This is a genomic window from Paenibacillus sp. MY03 (assembly GCF_002165585.1).
GTDB lineage: Bacteria > Bacillota > Bacilli > Paenibacillales > Paenibacillaceae > Pristimantibacillus > Pristimantibacillus agaridevorans.
Genome location: NZ_MXQD01000038.1, coordinates 1 through 20,134, shown reverse-complemented (window position 1 = coordinate 20,134; position 20,134 = coordinate 1). Strand labels below are relative to the sequence as shown.

At 46.6% G+C, this 20,134-nt stretch carries 14 protein-coding genes and 8 tRNA genes; 3 read left to right on the top strand and 19 right to left on the bottom strand.

The features are described from left to right. Positions 1-46 precede the first annotated feature (46 nt). From B1748_RS25175 to B1748_RS25130, 10 genes are all read right to left on the bottom strand, one after another. Positions 47-1,801, bottom strand: coding sequence for a glycoside hydrolase family 2 protein (locus B1748_RS25175; RefSeq protein ID WP_087570700.1), 1,755 nt, complete (start codon positions 1,799-1,801; stop codon positions 47-49). A gap of 121 nt (positions 1,802-1,922) precedes the next feature. Beyond that, a complete protein-coding gene (locus B1748_RS25170) occupies positions 1,923-2,873 on the bottom strand; it encodes a carbohydrate ABC transporter permease (protein WP_087570699.1) in 951 nt (316 codons plus the stop codon). Continuing rightward, positions 2,854-3,705: a carbohydrate ABC transporter permease gene (locus tag B1748_RS25165; RefSeq protein ID WP_087570698.1), complete on the bottom strand. Its 852-nt coding sequence runs from the start codon at positions 3,703-3,705 to the stop codon at positions 2,854-2,856. The genes B1748_RS25170 and B1748_RS25165 overlap by 20 nt, the downstream gene beginning before the upstream one ends. Before the next feature lie 3 nt (positions 3,706-3,708). After that, the gene (locus B1748_RS25160) at positions 3,709-5,991 is read right to left on the bottom strand and encodes a DUF5696 domain-containing protein (RefSeq protein ID WP_256975927.1); all 2,283 of its coding nucleotides are present in this window, start codon (positions 5,989-5,991) and stop codon (positions 3,709-3,711) included. Next, a complete protein-coding gene (locus B1748_RS25155) occupies positions 5,984-8,068 on the bottom strand; it encodes a YIP1 family protein (protein WP_087570696.1) in 2,085 nt (694 codons plus the stop codon). Before B1748_RS25155 ends, B1748_RS25160 begins: the two co-directional genes overlap by 8 nt. 12 nt (positions 8,069-8,080) lie before the next feature. After that, the gene (locus B1748_RS25150; RefSeq protein WP_087570695.1) at positions 8,081-8,941 is read right to left on the bottom strand and encodes a carbohydrate ABC transporter permease; all 861 of its coding nucleotides are present in this window, start codon (positions 8,939-8,941) and stop codon (positions 8,081-8,083) included. After that, positions 8,938-9,915: a carbohydrate ABC transporter permease gene (locus B1748_RS25145; protein ID WP_256975914.1), complete on the bottom strand. Its 978-nt coding sequence runs from the start codon at positions 9,913-9,915 to the stop codon at positions 8,938-8,940. Before B1748_RS25145 ends, B1748_RS25150 begins: the two co-directional genes overlap by 4 nt. Next, a complete protein-coding gene (locus tag B1748_RS25140) occupies positions 9,912-12,956 on the bottom strand; it encodes an extracellular solute-binding protein (protein ID WP_087570694.1) in 3,045 nt (1,014 codons plus the stop codon). Before B1748_RS25140 ends, B1748_RS25145 begins: the two co-directional genes overlap by 4 nt. 80 nt (positions 12,957-13,036) lie before the next feature. Then, positions 13,037-14,179, bottom strand: a complete 1,143-nt coding sequence (locus B1748_RS25135) for a Gfo/Idh/MocA family protein (RefSeq protein WP_256975913.1) — start codon at positions 14,177-14,179, stop codon at positions 13,037-13,039. A gap of 36 nt (positions 14,180-14,215) precedes the next feature. Continuing rightward, the gene (locus B1748_RS25130; RefSeq protein WP_087570693.1) at positions 14,216-15,181 is read right to left on the bottom strand and encodes an aldo/keto reductase; all 966 of its coding nucleotides are present in this window, start codon (positions 15,179-15,181) and stop codon (positions 14,216-14,218) included. Between the two features lie 133 nt (positions 15,182-15,314). Here B1748_RS25130 and B1748_RS25125 point away from each other — a divergent pair, with 133 nt between their 5' ends. After that, positions 15,315-16,181: an AraC family transcriptional regulator gene (locus B1748_RS25125; RefSeq protein WP_087570692.1), complete on the top strand. Its 867-nt coding sequence runs from the start codon at positions 15,315-15,317 to the stop codon at positions 16,179-16,181. Positions 16,182-16,276: 95 nt separating this feature from the next. Here B1748_RS25125 and B1748_RS25120 read toward each other — a convergent pair whose 3' ends face one another. Further along, positions 16,277-17,161 carry an AraC family transcriptional regulator gene (locus B1748_RS25120; RefSeq protein ID WP_179215818.1) on the bottom strand — a complete coding sequence of 295 codons (885 nt, stop codon included), beginning with the start codon at positions 17,159-17,161 and terminating at the stop codon, positions 16,277-16,279. A 152-nt stretch (positions 17,162-17,313) separates the two neighbouring features. On the opposite strand from B1748_RS25120, the gene B1748_RS25115 reads away from it, so the two are divergent. Together B1748_RS25115 and B1748_RS25110 are read left to right on the top strand one after the other, a co-directional pair. Next, positions 17,314-18,321, top strand: coding sequence for a Gfo/Idh/MocA family protein (locus B1748_RS25115; protein WP_087570690.1), 1,008 nt, complete (start codon positions 17,314-17,316; stop codon positions 18,319-18,321). A 27-nt stretch (positions 18,322-18,348) separates the two neighbouring features. Further along, positions 18,349-19,173, top strand: coding sequence for a sugar phosphate isomerase/epimerase family protein (locus tag B1748_RS25110; RefSeq protein ID WP_087570689.1), 825 nt, complete (start codon positions 18,349-18,351; stop codon positions 19,171-19,173). Positions 19,174-19,411: 238 nt separating this feature from the next. Here B1748_RS25110 and B1748_RS25105 read toward each other — a convergent pair. The 8 genes from B1748_RS25105 to B1748_RS25070 form a co-directional block, all read right to left on the bottom strand. Further along, a tRNA-Leu gene (locus tag B1748_RS25105) sits at positions 19,412-19,493 on the bottom strand. A gap of 15 nt (positions 19,494-19,508) precedes the next feature. Next, positions 19,509-19,585 (bottom strand) — tRNA-Arg (locus B1748_RS25100). Between the two features lie 14 nt (positions 19,586-19,599). Then, positions 19,600-19,673, bottom strand: a tRNA-Cys gene (locus tag B1748_RS25095). Between the two features lie 12 nt (positions 19,674-19,685). Beyond that, positions 19,686-19,760, bottom strand: a tRNA-Gly gene (locus B1748_RS25090). Between the two features lie 5 nt (positions 19,761-19,765). Beyond that, positions 19,766-19,840: transfer RNA gene (locus B1748_RS25085), tRNA-Gln, on the bottom strand. A gap of 30 nt (positions 19,841-19,870) precedes the next feature. Next, positions 19,871-19,946 (bottom strand) — tRNA-His (locus B1748_RS25080). 23 nt (positions 19,947-19,969) lie between these two features. After that, positions 19,970-20,043: transfer RNA gene (locus B1748_RS25075), tRNA-Trp, on the bottom strand. A gap of 6 nt (positions 20,044-20,049) precedes the next feature. Further along, positions 20,050-20,133 (bottom strand) — tRNA-Tyr (locus tag B1748_RS25070). Position 20,134 lies beyond the last annotated feature (1 nt).

Below are 20,134 nucleotides of genomic sequence, written 5' to 3'. Positions count from 1 at the left end.
GGTTTTACACACTTCAATTGCACACAATGTCTTAGATCCCGAGCTGCTATTCACCTCCTTTAATCGAGTCTGCAGTTAGAAACAACTCCTGCAGCATCTTAAACGATTCTTTCTCTTGCCGATCAACTGTGAGCACGCCATATCTTCCCAGCGGAACATCCCAATACTTTCTGCGATGGTAATAATCCGCCCAGCACCACAAGATACCACCCTGTACTCCATTTACTCCCATGATGGCCTCCCAGACCACACGTAAATATTGAGCCTGAAACGTTTCGGAGTGGCGTTGATCTCCCTTTAATCCTTGCAAACCAAGTGTGCCGAACTCCGTAATCAACAGGGGCTTTCCCGGGAACTCTCTGACAAAACGCTGAAGGTGCTCCATAGTCGGTTGCATGACCTTGTGGTGGATCTCGCTCAGTTTCAGTGCAGGATCACCATACATGGCTCCATAATATACATTGAAACAGACGATATCCGCTTCTTCGAAAGCGAGATGCCCCGGTTTATTGCCTTCGGCTACAAAGCTCACTAGACGACTCTGATCCTCCTCGCGAGCGAGTCTCATCAGTCCCCGCATAACATCAATGCCGAGCGGCGTGTTTGTTTCCGATTCGTTGCACATGCTCCAGATCACAATGCTGGGATGGTTGCAATGTTGCTTGATCATATCCCGCAACGCCCGTTCCGCGTCCTTGGCAATTTCTTCGTTAAGCTCTTCATTTGCCGGAGCGGTAGGATGCCAGTTGTTCATCCACCAGTTCAGCGGAATTTCCTCCATAACGAGCAATCCTAACTCATCCATCAAATTCAGCTGAATGGAATCCAGTGGATAATGCGTACGGATCAAGTTAACCCCTGCCTCTTTGGCTTTAATCAAGTCATCGCGGATTACACTGGCCGGTGCTGACGGACCATAGTCTAAAATTTCGTCATAGCGATTAATCCCTTTTATGATCAAGGGTTGTCCGTTTAATAAGATATGATGGTCATTGACCTCTACCGTCCGAACTCCGAAACGACTTGCTGTGCGATCTGAAAACCTCCCCTTTGTTTCCATAAAAACAGCTTCAACTTCGTATAAATTGGGGGTGTCCGGCGACCAATATTGAGCCTGCGGCACACTGTACGATCGTTCAATCTTTTTGAATCCAGGCTCTACGACGATGTAGTTCTCCTTGTCGCAACTGAAATCAAGCTGCGGGATGTTTAGTATCAGATTTCCCTCCACTGGATCCTGTGAGTGATTAACAAGATGAACATCGAACGTCAATACATGGTCTGCAACAAATCCATGAGTTCGCACACCCACCCGGTCAATATAGCAGTGCGGCGTAGAGATGAAAGAAACCTCCCGAAGTATGCCGCCATATTGCATCCATTCTACGACTGCGTTGCCTGGCAATCTGTTGCCCTTCGGTTCATTGTCCACACTCATCACGATGTAATTCGTCATTCCTGCCCTTAAATAATGGCTTGCTACAAACTCAAAAGGAAGATAGCCCCCCACATGCTCTCCTACCCATTGTCCGTTAATCCATACCTTGGCATGACCGCTTACCCTTTCGAACATCAGCCTCTGCAATAAATAAATATCAACATTTTGGGCAGGCAATTCAAGGCAAAACCAACCCGTTCCTTCATAGCTCCACAGCGACCGGTTATATAAGTCCCAGCAACCTGGGACATCCACCTTCATCCATTGCTCTCTGTCATATTCTGGAGAAAACCACTTCTCAGCCTCGCCATGGCGATCTATATCAAGCTGAAACAATGCCTCTCGGAAAAAAAACGGATCCATTATTCCAATCTCCTTCCACTAATGTAAGCGCTAACTGCACCTTCTTTAGTTAGAATTATAGCAATGAGTGCAGTGCTGGTGTTTAAAAATAGAGCGATGAAATGTTGTAATCGTGCGTTTATTATTCGCCACCAAAACCTGTACGTTCAATACTTTCCGATAAGTAGCGCTGCCCGACTAGATACAAAATAAATACGGGGAGCACGACCATCAAACACGCAGCCATATGTATCGGCAAATTCAAACCGCCATCCGCATCCAAGCCTAGAGCTCGGTTAAACACGGAGCTAAGCGATTCCAAACGCAGGGGCAATGTAAAGAACTCTTCCCGATTCAAGTAGATCATCGGCTGGTAGTTATCGTTCCAATGCCATACGAACGAGAACATCGCGACGATTACGATTGCCGGTTTAGCCAGCGGCAGCATAATCTGTACGAATAGTCGAATTGGACCTGCGCCGTCAATACGCGCCGCTTCTTCAAGCTCTCGAGGCATATTGCGAAAAAATTGCCGGAAGATGAGCACGAATAACGCGCCCCGCAGTCCCTGGCCAAAAAACGCAGGTATGATAAACGGCAAATACGAATTAAGCCAACCGAATTTATGAAACAGCGTAAATAAGGCGATGATGATGGTCTGCGGCGGTATAAGCAAGCTCAATAAAACGAGTAAAAACAAGATGTTGATCCCCGGAAATTTGTACCGCCCAAAACCATAACCGGCGATCGCACACGATAGCACCTGACCCAGACAAGCCAGCACGGTAATCATGAGTGAATTCGTCACCGCTTCTGTGAATTTGATCAAGTGAAAAGCTTTAACAAAATTATCCCAGTGAATGCCACTCGGCACCCAAACAATCGTCGAGTCGAGCAAGTCTTGAGGTGACTTGATAGCCGTTACAAACATATAAAACACCGGCAGCAGAAAAATGAACGACAGTTCCAGCAGCACAAGGTACGTCAGCATTTTCATCAACAAGGTGCGCGTTTTGCGGCCATACCGTTGAACGAAATTGCGATTCTTGTATTTCTCGAGCATTTGCTTATAATTAACGGACGTCCCCGCCATAGTATACGAACCTCCTTCCAATGATCATAATAAAGGCGATAAACAGCAAGACGACCCCGAAGTACATCCAGCTTAATGAAGCGGCATAGCCGAAATCCAACTGTTCAAACACTTTCATCTGCATAAACTTCATGATCGGATTCGTAGATTCGGTAAAAGAATCGATCGTGGCATAAATGAAGTTCAACAATATTACACCTGAGAGATATGGCAACGTGATTTTCCAAAAACATTCCCAAGCCGTCGCTCCATCCACTTGAGCCGCTTCATATTGCGTTCGCGGAATACTTTGCAGTCCAGCCAAGAAGATAAGGATCTCAACGCTGCTTCGCCAAAATAAGAGGCCAATCCGGTTGAATACATCGGAACCGATCATATCGCTCACAACCATCATGCCGCCGGCCAGTTTGTCGAAGATGCTATAGTCGGTCGGATTGTTTGCAAAAAGCAAGTTCATGACTGCACCGGCAATAAACACAGGTACAAAGAAAAAGGCGCGAAAGTAGCTTTGTCCGATAATTTTGCTGTTAAGGAGTACCGCAATAAAAAGAGCAAAAATAACGACGACAGGAATGTCAATCAGCGACCGGGTAATGGTACCCAAAAACAGTTTCCCAAAATTGGGATCGATGGTAACATTTTTATAGTTGGTTATCCCAACGTAATTACCGCCCATGAGATTAGACAGCGTGGACGATGTAAAGCTGATCTTCAGGGAAGAGTAGAGCGGGTACAACATAAAAACCGCAAAGCCTAAAACCCATGGCGAAACAAAAAACATGCCTTCGAACATGCGTCTGCGTTCATAGCCGAACAACTTTTTTTTGCGCATGGATTAACTCCCCCCCGCCCGAACTGTGTAATGACCCGGTTCGACTCTTATGTTATCCGCCATAAACACAGACTCGCCATAATTCACCCAGACAGTAGTTCCGTCCTCATACATCGTGCGAGATACGTCTTTGTTCAGTTTTAAATGATCAATCATCTCCTGCCTCACCGTTCGCGCCCCTACATCCTGCCACATCTTGTAGGCAAGCAGCACCGTATCCCTCCATTCTTCATATTGGGCGCTGAATAATTTGTCATAGTATGTAAACTTCAAATCAGTCGTGGCCAAATAGGTCAGTTCAAAAGACGGGAGTGCTCCATATTCCACAGCGCGCAGCAGCTCTGTTTGCGGCAGATCCGCCAGGTTGATCGCGCTCGTATAATAAGGTTTAACGCCGTGATAAATGAGTTGGACAAACGGAATTTGTTCATCCAGCAAGTAGTCAAACGAGGTCGCTTGCGTCATGTCGAGAATGCGATCGGCATGCTTTAATGCATATACATGACCGCCATACACGCCTGCCGATCCAAGCTTCTCTTTATCCTGCGCCAGCCATTGTTCGAAGTACGCGGCCGTCTGCGAACGGCGCAAAGGCTCATGCATGCTGTAATCGCTAAACAATTGTTCGCCTAGATTACGTTCATTGATAGAACTTATACCAAGCATTTTCAGTTTCTCCAGGTTGTTGATACGCTCCTTGTCTGCCATTTCCGGACGTAAAGTGTGCCAATCCACCTCACTGCGATACCAACCTGTTGTACCTATCGGATGATAGGAGTAGACGCTGCCATCCGGTTTTCGCACCACATCATTACGCAAACTCACATTTGCTTTCTTCTCGTGGTACACATCCAAATCGTTATTTTCAACCGACAACGGAATGTTTGATTCGTTCGCCCACTCGATCAACTTTTTCATTCCGGAGTTTCCGCCAATCTTACTTTCTACTGGAAATTTACCAGGGAGTCTGCCAAAGTAACCGCCATCGTACCAGCCCTTCAGCTCCAGCTCGAAATGCTCAACTCCTTGAGCTTTGTAAAATTCAGCGATGGTTTGCGCCTCGCCGAACGTCGTAGCCGTCTTAAGCTTCTTAGAAAGTCCGCCACCGCGAGTCTCGACGCTCATAAACAGACGAAGCAGCACAGCATTGTTTAGTGAATCTTTTGATAGATTGACTTGATTTGCCGAACTGGCCAGCCCCAATAGTGGAAGTAAACGGTTTTTGACTGCCTTGGCCAGTTGAACGTAGGATACTTCTTTACCGGAGACGAAATCGAACCGCAGCTCCCGGTTGGCGATAATCATGTTCTGTTCAATGCGAAGAATGTTATTTTGTACACCGCCCACACGAGTGTAATACGACTTCCGGATAATAAACTCAACTCCGCCGCGGTAATAGTCCAGACCTAAGACTCCGGGAGGATTCATATAAAGCTTCGCATCTTCCGAGCCTTGCGTTGCTGTCTGCACATATCCGACATGTTCCTTTACCATGCCGATAGCGGGAATTAAGATTTGTTCCCCTTGAATCGGCGCAGTTTGCGTATCGAATGTCGGGTCGATTCCATAAATCCATTTTTCATAACCTCGGTTATCATACAGCTTATGTGATTGATCAAAATGAGTAATCGCACCTGAGCCATCAGGAATGACCATATAACCGCTCTCGCCTTGCTTTGCCGCACCGAACATCGGGAAAGCGATAATCGAAGTCAAGAAGTTGCCTTCCTCAACGATGCTTTCATGGGGGAAGCGAACACTTAACCCGTCATCCTCCAATACAACCTCCATCACAAACGAGATACCCAATTGATCTAATCTGTAATGAATCTGAAGCCCCTTATCGATCGCATTTACTTGATAGGATGTCTTTTCTGCGAATAAGCTCGTCGTTTTCAATTCTTTGAACTTAGTCGTATAAGTAAACATGACCGGTGAGTTGGCAATATGGCGTGACGCCTCTCCCACCGTACTTTCTTGGCTTAAATCCGGACTGCTTGTCCAGACATAACCGCTTTGCTTATCCGTAATCATAAATAGTTGTGCGCCGAGATCGGCGGATAAACGATGTCGGTCATCTTCGGCATACACGATAAGCCCATCTTTCTGGGACAGATCGGCTCTTACATGCTTCGCAGCGGGAAGAAGATCAGATTGTTCGTGGGTGAACACAATTGTTTTTTCCCCCTGCGGCACCATGTTCCAAATCATGATTGACAGCACAAGCAGAAAGATGACCGTTTTGACAGCCACTCCAATCCGTTTGCGAGATAAAAAATTATGCACCAATATACGACACCTCCTTGACAATCTGTTGCGCAAAGTCAGCCAAATTGATTGCCATTCCATACAGGACAATGTACAAAGTGATGACGATGACGCAACCTATTGCTGTTGCTAACGTAACCCCTATTGCTTTTCCGGTGTCGTAACTGTGAGTTTCACGGACTTTGATGAAAATCAGTAAGATCGTCCAGAGCAGCATCACTTGTTGAAACAAATCATAAAATTTCATTTCGTTTAATGACAGCACATGAGTCAGCAGCAAGAGCGGCACCGAAAAAAATACGAATGGCGTAAAGCAGTACGCTGTACCAATAAACACATCACGAATGCGCCCTTCCCCGGAAGAAATCGACGTAATTCCGTAGTTTACGACACTCCATAACACCCAGGGCAACAGCGCATTACGGATGACCGCTTGCCAGTTGACGGATTGAAGCGGCATAGGCTCATACAAGAAGCTCGGAATTAAATATCCAAGAACACTGATGACTAAATAAGCGCCAATAATGATAAACGCATCGCCTAACCTCCCTTTGCCTTCGTATCTGAGAGCCTCGAAGCCTTGCACGGGATGCATCATGACAAAGAACATCTGCTTGATAAGCCGCGGCATGCGTAAGAGAGGTTTGCTTTCCGGTCGTACTCGCCATCTGCGTGCATTCCATTTGTAAAACAGATAGATAAGCATCATGACGATCACTGATGTTGTGGCGATTGTCCCAAAATGTTCACGTGCAATAATTCGACGCGCTTCATAATAAGCATCCGAAAAACCACTTTTGTCATAAGCAGCTTTAAAATATTCCATAGCCGCTGTATACTCTTCCTGGCGCAGCTTCGACTGTCCCATCGCCTGCAGCGCAAGCTCGTAAAAGCTATCGACTTGACGTACTCGCTTCCAAGGCTCAAACGATTCTGTGTATTTCCCTTGCACATAGAGCTCATTGGCCTCGTGCACCAAATTGGCGAATGGGGTCGGACTAAAGGTCTGGATCAAGTTGCGGACTTCGTCGAGCACATATAAATTCCCTTGTTCATCGACCTCTAATGCAACGGGAGCACTAGTCATACCGTAGCCGCTGCCGTTCGAGCCGAACGCGTAAAGCATCCTCCCCATCTCGTCGTATTGATACATCCGTCCATACTGTTTGTCTATAATCGTCATGTTGCTTCTGCGATCGATTGCTACGTCGACGAAGTTCTGAATGAGCGTGCCATAATGGAACGATTTGTCTGAAAAGTCGCGGCTGTCGTTCGGAAATATATCGCCGCCAACTGCATTAAGCTTCCTCACCTGCTTGCTTGCTTGCCCGGTTGTTGTCGTATAAATGAATCCATTAGGCGACAGCGCCACGTTATTGAACGAATAAGGTAAATTGACGATTTTTCCTTTACGCTGATCTTTTGAATAGAACGTGTGCACCAGCGCATCAACGAAGCTGATTTGCACTTTATTCGCGCCAAAAAAACCTCGGAACTTCCCTTCCGGATCCAGCATCATCAGCCCTTTTTGTGTGCCTTGGCTGACAACGTAAAAAAAACCTCTGGAATCCATGACGACTTTAACGGGCTGATAGACAAAATCCGCGCCAAGCAATTCGGAGTCCGGCTGCTCAAACGAGCGCACAAAAGTACCGTTCGGGTCAAATTCTGCGAGTCTCTTGTTCCCCGTGTCGGCTACAAATAACGTACCGTCATCAGCAACGAATACGCCACGCGGCTCGCTCAGCTTGCCGCTTTCCTTCGTCAAGCTCTCATCGGTTCCGTATGTACGCAGAACGTTGCCCTGATCATCCATCATGACAATTCGGTTATTGCCAGTATCGGCTACATATAGCCGATTGTTCTTATCAATAAACAAATCTTGCGGTTTCTTGAAGGCACCCTCCGTTTTGTCGTCCAATAGAATCATGGAATCCGGTACGTACGGTGCCGGAACCGGTAAAAACAATCCATCCGGGCTAAGCAAATAGTTCGGATAAGGTACCTTCGCCTGGACTTCCTCTGCCGGCTGCATGATGGCCAGGATAACCAGAACCATTAAAAGCAGCGCTTGCTTGCCCCATAATCGTCTCATGCTCCGGCCCCCTTACGATTTAATTCCTGAGTGTGCCATAGTTGACAACACTCGGCGTTGAAACAGCACGAAGATGAGCACTGTCGGCACCGTCATCAGGAAAGTAGCAGCAGCATTCGCGCCGGCACGCGCAATTCCTTGTCCATTGACAGTCGACAAATAGTAAGGCAATGTTTTCATTTGCTCCGACTGTGTAAACAGTGCCGGCGAACCCGCGTCGTTCCATATCGCTGTAAAGCTTAGAATGACAATCGTGGCCCAAGCTGGGCGAATAAGCGGCAACGCAATTTTTTGAAACAGCGTCCACTCCGTCGCACCGTCGATTTTACCTGCCTCAAAAATTTCATCAGGCACTTGCTCCAAAAACTGCTTCATAAGAAACAATCCGATCGGAAAGGCCAGACTGGGCAGGATCAATGCTCCGTATGTATCGATTAATCCTAACTTCGTGACGATCAAATAGCGCGGAATCTCAACCACTTCCGGAGCAAACATCAGAGATACAATAATGAGACCAAACAGCATATTACGTCCCGGAAACGGGTGCTTAGCCAATGGATAGCAGGCAAGCGAACCGATAATGACTGTCAAAAATACGGTGATGCCTGTCACGAACAAACTATTAAACAAATATCTGATAAAAGGTATTCTGCTGTCTGTTGTGGAAACGATCAGGCTCCGGAAGCTTTCCAATGTCGGATTCTGCACAAAAAAGCGCGGCGGATAAAGAAACAATTCCTCGGTCGGCTTGAAGGCAGTACTTATAAGAAACACTAAGGGCAACGACATTAATAGGCCAAGTAACGTCAGAAAAATCATAGTGCCGGTTAGGCCAAGATCGAGTTTTTTAAACTTGCGTCGTTTTCCCATCATAATTCTCCCTTCGAGGCAAATATACGGAAGCACAATTTACCTAGAACGTAGATGAGAACGAACAAAACGACGGAAATCGCTGCAGCATAGCCCATCTCATAGCGAAGCACGGCGTAGTCGTGCAAATGCAGCACTATAGTATGACCGGCATATAAAGGACTCGGAAAGCCGGCAACAGCACTGCTTATTTCACCGACTTTAAATGCGCCTACCACGGCCAAAACAGCGCCAAACAGCATTTGCGGTTTCATAGAAGGAATCGTAATCCACCATAATTCCTGAAATCGGGAACGGATACCGTCGATCTTGCCTGCCTCGTACAATTCCGTATTGATCGTCTCGAAACCCGCCAAGAAGGCAAGAAAGCTCGTTCCGAAACTCATCCATAAGGAGATCACGATGATGACGGGCATTATCAGCTTGACATCCGCCAGCCACTGAACCGGCTCATCAATTAATCCGTAATTCATCAAAAATGTATTTAAATAACCATAGCTGTCATTTGCGAACAGGACGAGCCATACGACTGACATCGCCACGCCGCTCGTGAGGGAAGGGACATAAAAGACGGTTGTATAATAAGGCCTTAAACGTTTCGGGATTTGATGAATGAGCCAGGCGAAAAAAAAGGCGAGAATATATCCGATCGGCCCGGTAACCAATGCAAAATAGAGCGTGTTTACCAGAGCTGTAATAAAGATGTCATCATCTACGAACAGCATTTTGAAGTTTGACCACCCGGTAAATCGCGCTGGTTCTAAAATATTGTAATAAGTAAAACTGAGTCCGATAGACGTCAGTGTCGGCGCAATAATAAAAATGGCAAACAGGATAAAGAAGGGGGCGAGAAATAAGTATGAAATCCGCCATTTCCATATCGCTTTCATTATTTGCATTAAATTTCGTAAAGCGATTAGACCACGACTCATTGGAACATCGTTCATGTGTGCGCTAACAATCTTATTGAGCTTCATCCATTAGCTCCGCCTTCCCCCAATTGCTGAGCCGCTGTTTCAGGCTTTTTGCCAGAACCCTTCTTACCGGCGAATTCTTCTTGTTTGCGCAGCAGCTCTTTATTTATTTCTTTATAAGCATCCTCAAGCGCGATCCTTGCATTATCCCCGGTAATGACCGTTCGATTCCATGCGTTCATGAGATGACGCGAAGTATAATATCCGCCTAATACGACGGGTTGTTCTTTAAACCATGACCACTGCTCCAATATCGCCGCCAACTCTTCCTTGCTCCACGCCATCCCCTTCATCGCCTCAACGTTTGCCGTATTCCAACGTGAGCCGGCGCCGAGCAGACCCTCCAGCTCAATCCCATAACGAATCTGAGTGTTATCCTCCGTCCACCACTTCAGCAGCTCCCAAGACGCTTCCTTGTTTCTCGAAGATGCAAGGATAACTGCTGTTTGTCCGGAGCCTCCGGTTGATCGATCGATCCCACCATCGTCTCTCACTATTCCCGGAATCGGCGCCATTTTCCATAGTCCGCTCAATTCAGGCGCAGCAGTCATAAGACGGACGTACAGGTCATAGCCGGCGATGCCCACAGGCATCTGACCCGTGCGGAAACGCTGGTAGAAGTCCGCTTTTAAAGGCAACTTATAATTGTTCATCAAGTCCGTCCATTCCTTAAATGCGTCTAGCGCTTCCGGTGTATCCAACGCAGACTTCAAACCGTGTTTCGTATAAAAATCCCCGCCACGCTGGAACAAAAACGGGGAATATCCCCCCGCCCCATCGGGATAATAGAACTCCATTTCATACTCCTGCAAGATAGGCAGTATTTTATACACGTCTTTCCAGGTTTGCGGAGGTTCGATCCCCAACGAGTTAAATATATCTTCCCGATAGAACATCATTTGGAAATCTTGCGTTTCTGGCAGCGCATACAAACCGTTGTTATACTCGTACGGAATAAACGCCGACTTCACAAAACGTTCTTTTACCTTTTGCAGATCCGAAAATTGATTCAAATCCACTAGCGCATTCCGTATTGCGAATTCAACAGGCGTCTGAGGAGATATGCCCAGAGCCACATCCGGTGCTTTGTCCGCAGTATAAGCAAGCAGCAGGAGATGTTCAGAGCCCATCGGAACCGTATTGATGTTCACTTGAATCCCTGTCTTTGGCGTAAAATCTTCATCAATCAAATCTTTCACGATGCTCACCCACTCGCGGCCGCGGGCAACCCACACGTTTAGCACGGGCTGATCATCGCTGTTCGACTGATTGTATACATCGCCAACCTGGCTGCCGTCTTCCCGAAATGAATAAACAAATTGATTGGCAATGCCGATCAGATTTTCTCCATAAGTTGATGCTCCGCGCGGCAGGGCATGGGAGGGATCGCCATATGCAATATAGTCTATAAACAACGGCTGCTCCGTAATATTGGTGATGGCTGATCCGAGCGCTCCGAGCGCTGTAGAGAGCTCGTTCAATTGATAAGGGATCGTTTCCGTATCTTTAATCATGCCATCGAGCAAATGCGACATCGATGAAAATGCAGTCATATAGGTTGGGCGTTTGTTCCCGTTCGCTTCGACAACTGCATCAGCAATGTTTGCGATCGCTTCCTTCGCAGTCGTCAAGGTCTCCATCAAGTTCGAAATTTTGGCTTCCAGATCCCAATCCTGGTATTTGTCGCTTGTGATTTTTCCTGTTGCATCCTTCGTTGCCGCAGTCACTTGAACGACTTGACGACTCAGTTCATTCATCATATTAGCGACTTCATTAATCTGAAAAACCGTTTCTCTTAATGGGCCAACCTTGGATACGAGTGTGAGGCGATGCTTGCCCTTGGATAAATAAAACTGGTACGGTGTGTCAGTAGGATCCTTCACTGCTTCTGTTCTCCAGCCCTTAACGAATGGGAAGGCGTATTCTTCCATCTCCGCAAACGGGATTTCGCCATCAATGAGAAGGGTTCTATAGCTAGCCGTATTAAACGCCGGCGTCATGTAGCGGAATGCCAGTTGATATAAACCGTCTGCGGGAACATCGAGTTCCCATGTCACCGACTGTCCCCCACGTTTCCAACGATCCCCGCCGAACGTATTGTAGATGATGTTTTTGGTCGCATTCGGCTCGCTCAGCGGATCGTTACTCCATTCCGAACGCAATGACATTTCCGATTTATCAACGGGATGCTCAGCCTGCTTTTTAATGATCCCAGCTGCGCCAGCTTTGTAGCTTGCGCTCAAATATTCGGCTTTCTTTATCTCATAAGTAGGCAATGCAGTGGGCTTTTTTAACGTCAGTCTGGAAATAGCCATCGGTTCTTTAATATCTGTAAGACGAAGCACATGCGTACCTGCCGTCAAATAAAACTTGTAAGGGCGTTTGTAAAAACCTTCAGGGTGATCGAAGCTTTTCGTTTGCCAAGCAACCTTCTCCGTCTGGGGGGATCTAATCTCATTCCCTTGGTTGTCCAGCGCGAGACTTGGATCGTCCGTCCAGAGCCGGGGGAACAGCAGCCGGGAAGCTTCGTCAAATGGACTTATTCCATCAATCGTCAACGACCTTTCCACCCCAACATTTTTCCCCGCTAACGCCAAATAACGGATTTCAATCTCATACATGGCAGACTCGGGAACCTGAATGCTCCATTCTAGAAATGAATCGACTCCTTCTGACACTGCGGCTTGGTTACCCAGTATGGTCTTGTTCTCAATTTCTCCTTTCGAGTTCGAATAGTCCATGCCGCCAATGATGATGTCATTACCTTCGTAATCACTGTATCCGCCCGCCATGTAAGCGTTTAATATTCGGCCGTAAGGTTCATGCTTTTGCAACAAGGATTGTACTGTAAATATGGGCTTGCTAAGTACATCTTCATTGATAGGAGCGATAAATGGCTCGCCATCATCGGGCACATAAGTCAATCCATATCCGACTGCTCCAAGCATGAGGACGGCAAAGACCATGTACATGATGATTTTTCTGTTTTTTTTCTTGCTACCCCTTGTGAATCCTGTTGATCGTTCCGTTTTCCCCTTCATCATTAACGTATCTCCTCTCCCCCCCGTTTATCGATGACATGCTGCCGTTTGTTATTGAAGCAAAGCTTTCAGACAAGCAACCGTCAACTCGGCCATATGACTTCCTGAAACTCTCTTGTTTCAGCCGACTTTTTAGCCTTCATGCACAGCAAGGCACTCAGCAGTGCTTCTTCAAAAGGGGTTTTGGATGGCGCACCGAATCTGATCGTATCCAATAGACTTTCGCAGACAACGATGTCGCCACCGCCATGGGTATCATTCCCAGGGGGGATTTCATACGTTTCCATTCGATTCGTGTGATGCATATAGACTTCAATCTTATTGGTGTAGTAGTCAAATTCCAATGTACCTTTGTAGCCCAAAAAACGAAATTTACGCGTCGCCGCATGATTCCGGGCAAAAAAGTTTTGTGAATAACTGGCATGCATGCCGCTCTCATATTCAATAAGCGCGCTTCCGGAATCTTCATTTCCCGTATCCGATGCGAAGCAGCACATGTCCCCGTGTACAGGCTCTCCTCTTCTTCGATGCAGGGTAGCGCTTTCAGGGCAGACATCCTCTTCTTCACAGGATTCGCATGTCAATCCGGCGGGTTTGTTCCCTTTAAATATTTGCTTGGATTTCATCGCGCTGACCCAGGTCGGTTTCAGTCCTACAATAGATTGAATAAGATCAAAATCATGTGTTGCCTTCTGCAGAAACATCCCGCCCGTTTCATTCTCATCCCGGTACCAATTCTGATAATAGACAGATCCATACGAGACATTGTTGATTGCCTGAACATGCTCGATTTTTCCCAGCTTTCCGGAGCTCACAATTTCCTTGGCTGCTTGACCAAGCGGGCTTAGCCGCAATGAAAATGGAACAGCGACAGCTGTCTTGCATCGTTCATATGCCGATTTTAGCGCCATTAAATCTGCTGCATTTGTGGAGACTGGCTTTTCAAGAATAATCGGAATTTTCTTCTCTAATACTTTTATTGCAATTTGTGCATGTGTCGAACATCTAGTTGCTATAATTACGCCGTCCAGTTGCTCGCGCTCTAACAATTCATCCTCTGTATCGTAAAAACGGATATGAGCGGCCGCGACTCCCAGTTCATCAATTATCTCTTGCTTGCGGGGATCAACGATTGCACTGATTTTTACATTTTCATTTAACTTTACGATAAGGTCACTCAATACTTTCCCTCTGTATCCATATCCAATTACTGCTATATTAATCATTTTATTTTCCCCCAATTTTGTGATTATAGTGATAGCCTATATCCCGTCTATGTACCGCCATGTATCGGCATCCAAACGGAAGTCGCCTGCAGCGCAGCTTTCTGTCAACTGACTGGTCGTATAAGAGCCTATGATCGGAAACACCGCAAAAGGTTGCGACAACAAATAAGAAAGTGCGATCACAACAGGTGATTTCTGATACTGTCTCGCCACTTCCAAAACCCGTTCAAGCTTATTAAAATTTTTCTCATTGTAATAAAGCTTGGAGAAACAATCCTTGTCTGGATGAACTGCCTCGCCACGACGATAACGTCCGCTAAAAAAACCGCCGGCTTGTGAAGCAAACGGTATGGCTGGCATTTCATGGAGCTCATGATATTTTTTCATCTCGTTATCCATGTGCACGATGGTTTGATCCTCGAGATATTCGAGATTGGGTTGGGCCAAGCTCCACATCGGCTGATTCGCGCAAAATCCTTGTTTGTTATGTTGCTCAGCGTATGTTTGTGCTGCTTGAATCCGAGGCAGAGTCCAGTTAGAGCAACCGAAATAACGAATTTTCCCGGCCTGGACCTGTTCATTCAATAAGTCAATCACCTCTTCTACCGGTCTGGCAGGATCATCGCGATGGAGCCAATACAGATCCAAGCAATCCGTTTGCAGGTTTTCAAGGCTATTATGCAGATCAGATAGAATATCCGTTCGCGACAATCGGAAGAAGCGTTCCGTTGTTGGGCAAGCTCCTTTCGTGCCGACTATGATCCGCCCATGGCGCTTGTTTAGCTTCAGCCATTTGCCGATTGTTTTTTCACTAGCCGCTTTAGCTGGCCCACTCCACCCTCCATATGCCAGAGCAGTATCGAGAAAATTACCTCCAAGATCAACATAAGAGTCCAATAAACGGAATGATTCTTTCTCATTGACCTTATCTCCGAGTAAGGCTGTTCCAAGACAAATAACGGAGACATGCAAATCAGTCTTGTACATCGTTTGCTTGATCATCTTGAACGACTCCTGTTTCGAGGATGAGCATTTGCGAAGTATACGTAATCAACAATATAATTATATCCATGCAAATAAATGGTGAGTTACAATAAGATGTGAATAAATGTCGTAATCGTGCGGAGGATGAAACGTGAATCTACTGTTTGCAGAGGTGAAATTGGGGGAACGAACCATCAATTGGGCCTATAATGGCCGGTTGGATATGCACTTTGAAGGTTACTATCACTGGCATCAGCATTGCGAGATCCTGTTTATTCACGAAGGAACCGGCTCAGTTATCGTTAATCAGCAAACCTACGATATTCGATCAGGAATGTTATTTCTATTTCCGCCTTATAAACTTCATCGAGTGTATATGAAGGCAGGACCTGAGAATCCATATATCCGCACAAGCATTCATTTTGATCAAAATATTGTCATGCATAATTTAACGGAATTCCCTTCGCGCCAGGCTTATTTCAAAAAATTATGGCAGGGCCACATAGGAGCAACTGTTTTTGATCTTTCAGGCGTCATTGAACAGATTGAACATTGTCTGTATTCCTTCAACAAATCCAAAGCAACGTTTGAAGATGAATCTGAGGAAGAAAACACTTTTTTGTTTTTACAGCTGCTATCGATCATTCGCGATGCAGATACAGATGGAAGCTACAATTCTTACTCAAAGGATATGGCCAAGCCGGTATTCTATTCAGAAATGATCATGCGGTGGATTGAAGAGCATTATGCTGAGGAAGTGACCTTGGATCGTATCGCTGAATATGTACACCTATCTAAATTTTACGCAGCTCGCATATTTCGTGATGAAACAGGAAGCAGTATCGGAGAATATTTGACAGTTCGGAGAATACGTCAAGCATGCCGTTTGCTCCATACTACAGATTTATCCGTGGAGCAGATTGGAATCAAGGTTGGGTTGCCAAGCCCCCCGTACTTCATCCAATTATTTAAAAAAGCGATTGGAACGACTCCCTTAAAATACAGAAAAAATAATTAGGGAGCGTCAGAAAACTCTGACACTCCCCACAATAGCTATTCCTGACGGCTCCCGACAACCATAGTTACTCTAGCCGTTATCAAGTGACGCTTTACCTATGAAACAGGCTCATTTCTTGCCTTAATCGTTCTCGCATACTCCGACGGCGTCATCCCAACCGTTTTCTTGAAGTGGCGCGAGAAGTAATGGACGCTGCTGTACCCGAGCAGATTCGATATTTCGGTCAAATTGAAGCTCTCTTCACGGATGTATTTTTTTGCATGTTCGATTTTCATTTGATTGAGGTATGCGATAATCCCAATGCCGACAGATCGCTTGAACAGTATATTTATTTGCGTTCGGCTTATGTTGAAATGATCGCATAAGTCGTCCAGCGTTATTTTGCTCGATATATTCCGTTCCAAATATTGTATTATTTGTTTACTCAAATTTACACTCTGATTTTCACTCGTGGTTGATAAGAGTGAGGATTGGGGGGTGTTCGTTCGTTCATTGCGAATAATCAAGATAAGCAACTGCTCCAGATAAATTTTGAATAGCTGCTCCGAGGCGAACAATGCATCCGGTTTAGAAGTGATCGGGTACAGATTCAAGCCGAAGGCATACAAACTTTCTTTCATCAACCGCGCTAACACCCCGTGCTCGACTTGTCCTATGCGAAACAGCTTGTGTTCATCAAAAAACGTCATAGCCTCATTATCGCATCGAAACGTAACGATGAACAAATTTGGGGCTTTGTTGCCGGTGCTCTCCAGCTGATGGTATTCATTCGGACTATGAACGAGAATATTGCCCTGATTAAGCCGATAATAGCCCGATTCCGTATTGGCGTTCACTTCACCTTTATCCACGTAAACCATTTCCCAGAAATCATGACTTTCCCCAGTATATTGTTGTCGGTTCGACAACTCAAAATAGTAGCAGGTGTAAATATCGTGAACGACAATTTGTTCATTCAGCCTGTAAGGTATAACGTCCATCATCTGCCCCCTCTGAGTTAAAGTATACATACTCCGTTCTATAATGCAATATAAAGTGCAAATATACCAACCCATTATCTAAATCAAGAACATGATTTAAGCGCTATCATGGTGACTGTCAGTTGAATACCAGATAAGGAGTTGACGGTACAATGATTAAAGTCGGATTGATCGGTTTAGGATCGATCGGACATGTGCACCTGGATGCCTACGCTCAGTTAGAGCGCGAGGGATTTCCGATTAAGCTGGTTGCCATATTCGATACCGATGAGCAAAAGTTTAAGGGGAACAAGCAAGATAGCAACGTAGTCGATTCTAACGGGACGTACGACTTGTCCAAGGTTTCCACGTTCACGGATGCAGATCTTTTTTTTCAGGAAGACATGGATATGGTAGATATAACGCTGCCCACTTATTTGCATGACGAGTTTACGATTCGGTCCTTGAACAAGGGACTTCACGTCCTGTGCGAGAAGCCGATTGCACTGAATTCGGACAACGGGGGGGCTATGCTGGAGGCGGCGGCAGCTACGGGGAAAAAGCTGATGATCGCGCATTGCCTTCGTTTCTGGCCGGAATATGAATATTTAAAAAGCGTGGTAGACAGCGCAACATATGGACAAGTAAAGGCGGCTACCTTCTTTAGAGGCGGCGGAGCGCCGACATGGTCTTACGAAAACTGGATGCTGCAAGTCGATAAGAGCGGCGGTGCGCTCGTTGATTTGCATATTCACGATGTAGATATGATCAACTTTTTATTCGGCAAGCCAGAGTCGGTATCGGCGCTGTGCAGCGATCACTATGATATCGTTTCCGCGCACTTCCGTTATTCCGACGGGAAGATCATTCACGCTGATGCCGATTTGTCGCTTCCGGGAGAATTCGGGTTCGCAATGACTTTCCGTGTTCATATGGATACGGCAACTCTCGTGTTTGAAGCTGGCCGATTAACCGTCTATCCGGCGAATGAGCCTGCCTGGGTCTATGAGCATGATGGGAATCTCGGCTATTATCGTGAAATTAAATATTTCGCTGAGCGTCTGTTGAACGACGAGGACATCATCACCTCTACTCCGGAGGATTCTCTTCTTGCGTTGCGTATCGTCGAAGCAGAGCGAAAATCAGCCAGCTCGGGCGGACAGTTTATACAAATCGACTAACTTATTACATTGAAGGAGGCAGTTAAGATGGATATCGGCGTTATTCATTTGCTTGATACAAGCAAAAAGGAAAATATGTTTCAGGTTGTCAGCCAATACGACTTTCGTGTCTGCCAGCTTTGCGGTTGGGACACGGCGCTTTGCACACCAGAGGTGGCCGAACGTGTCGTGAAGGAAGCGCGCGAGGCGAACGTGCGCATATGTGCTGTGTGGGCAGGTGTTCCAGGTCCGGGGGTTTGGAACTTTATTGAAGGTCCCATCACGCTGGGGCTTGTACCGGAGCAGTATCGCGAGGAAAGGATCAAAGCGCTAAAGGGATGGGCGGACTTTGCGACATGGATCGGCGCTCCTGCGATTATTACACATTGCGGCTTTATTCCGGAGAATATGACAGATCCAGCATATCCGCAAGTCGTAGAAGCCATTCGAGAGGTGGCCGAATATTGCGAAAGCAAAGGAATCGGTTTCTGGTTCGAGACGGGTCAAGAAACGCCAATCGTGCTGCTTCGCACCATTGAGCGAGTAGGCACATCCAATCTCGGCATTAACTTTGATCCCGCGAATCTGATTCTATACGGAAAAGGAAACCCGGTTGACGCGCTTGATACGATTGGCCCCTATGTGCGCAATATTCACGTAAAGGACGGGCTGTATCCGACGAATGGCGACCATCTGGGACAAGAAGTGCAAGCAGGCGAAGGAAAAGTCAATTATCCGGTGTTCATGCGTAAGCTAAAAGAACTCGGATTCACTGGCGAATACATCATCGAACGCGAAATTTCGGGAGAAGAGCAGCGTAAAGATATATTGCAGACGACAAGCAACTTGAAACTGTGGATGCAGGAGGCTTAACCTGACCATTTATTCAAGCTAACAGGACATTCTGCCCTCGCATATCTTCGATTATTCAACTATCCTGGAGGGAACCACGCTCGTAGCCCCCTCCAGGTAGTTGCTCCCAGTTGGTCACCCTAACCGTCGCATGGAACCCGGTATGATCCCATCTGCGCTACCCCGGGCGTTTGTGCAAAGTCCCAAAATATGCAAAAAACTCTCAGGATTGTTCATCCCAAGAGCTTCATTTCGTAGTTGGTGCCGGTGAGAGGACTCGAACCTCCACGGTTTCCCTCACGATTTTGAGTCGCGCGCGTCTGCCATTCCGCCACACCGGCATTTTGAGAAGATAATGGCGCGGCCTAAGAGATTCGAACTCCTGACCTTTTGATTCGTAGTCAAACGCTCTATCCAGCTGAGCTAAGGCCGCACATTATGGTATTGTGGAGGCGCCACCCAGACTCGAACTGGGGGTAGAGCTTTTGCAGAGCTCTGCCTTACCACTTGGCTATGGCGCCAGAATAAATCAATGGAGCGGAAGACGGGAATCGAACCCGCGACCCTCGCCTTGGCAAGGCGATGCTCTACCGCTGAGCCACTTCCGCATTGATGGCTGGGGATCTAGGGATCGAACCTAGGAATGACGGAGTCAAAGTCCGTTGCCTTACCGCTTGGCTAATCCCCAACACTAGATACTTCGTTTGTGTGTGAGTTATGGGGCGATCGAGGGGAATTGAACCCCCGAATGTCGGATCCACAAACCGATGCGTTAACCACTTCGCCACGACCGCCACGCTACACACTAGATTAAATCTGGCAGGGGCAGCAGGAATTGAACCCACACCAAAGGTTTTGGAGACCTTTGTTCTACCTTTAAACTATGCCCCTACAAACTGGTGGAGGATGATGGATTCGAACCACCGAACCCGAAGGAAGAGATTTACAGTCTCCCGCGTTTGGCCACTTCGCTAATCCTCCA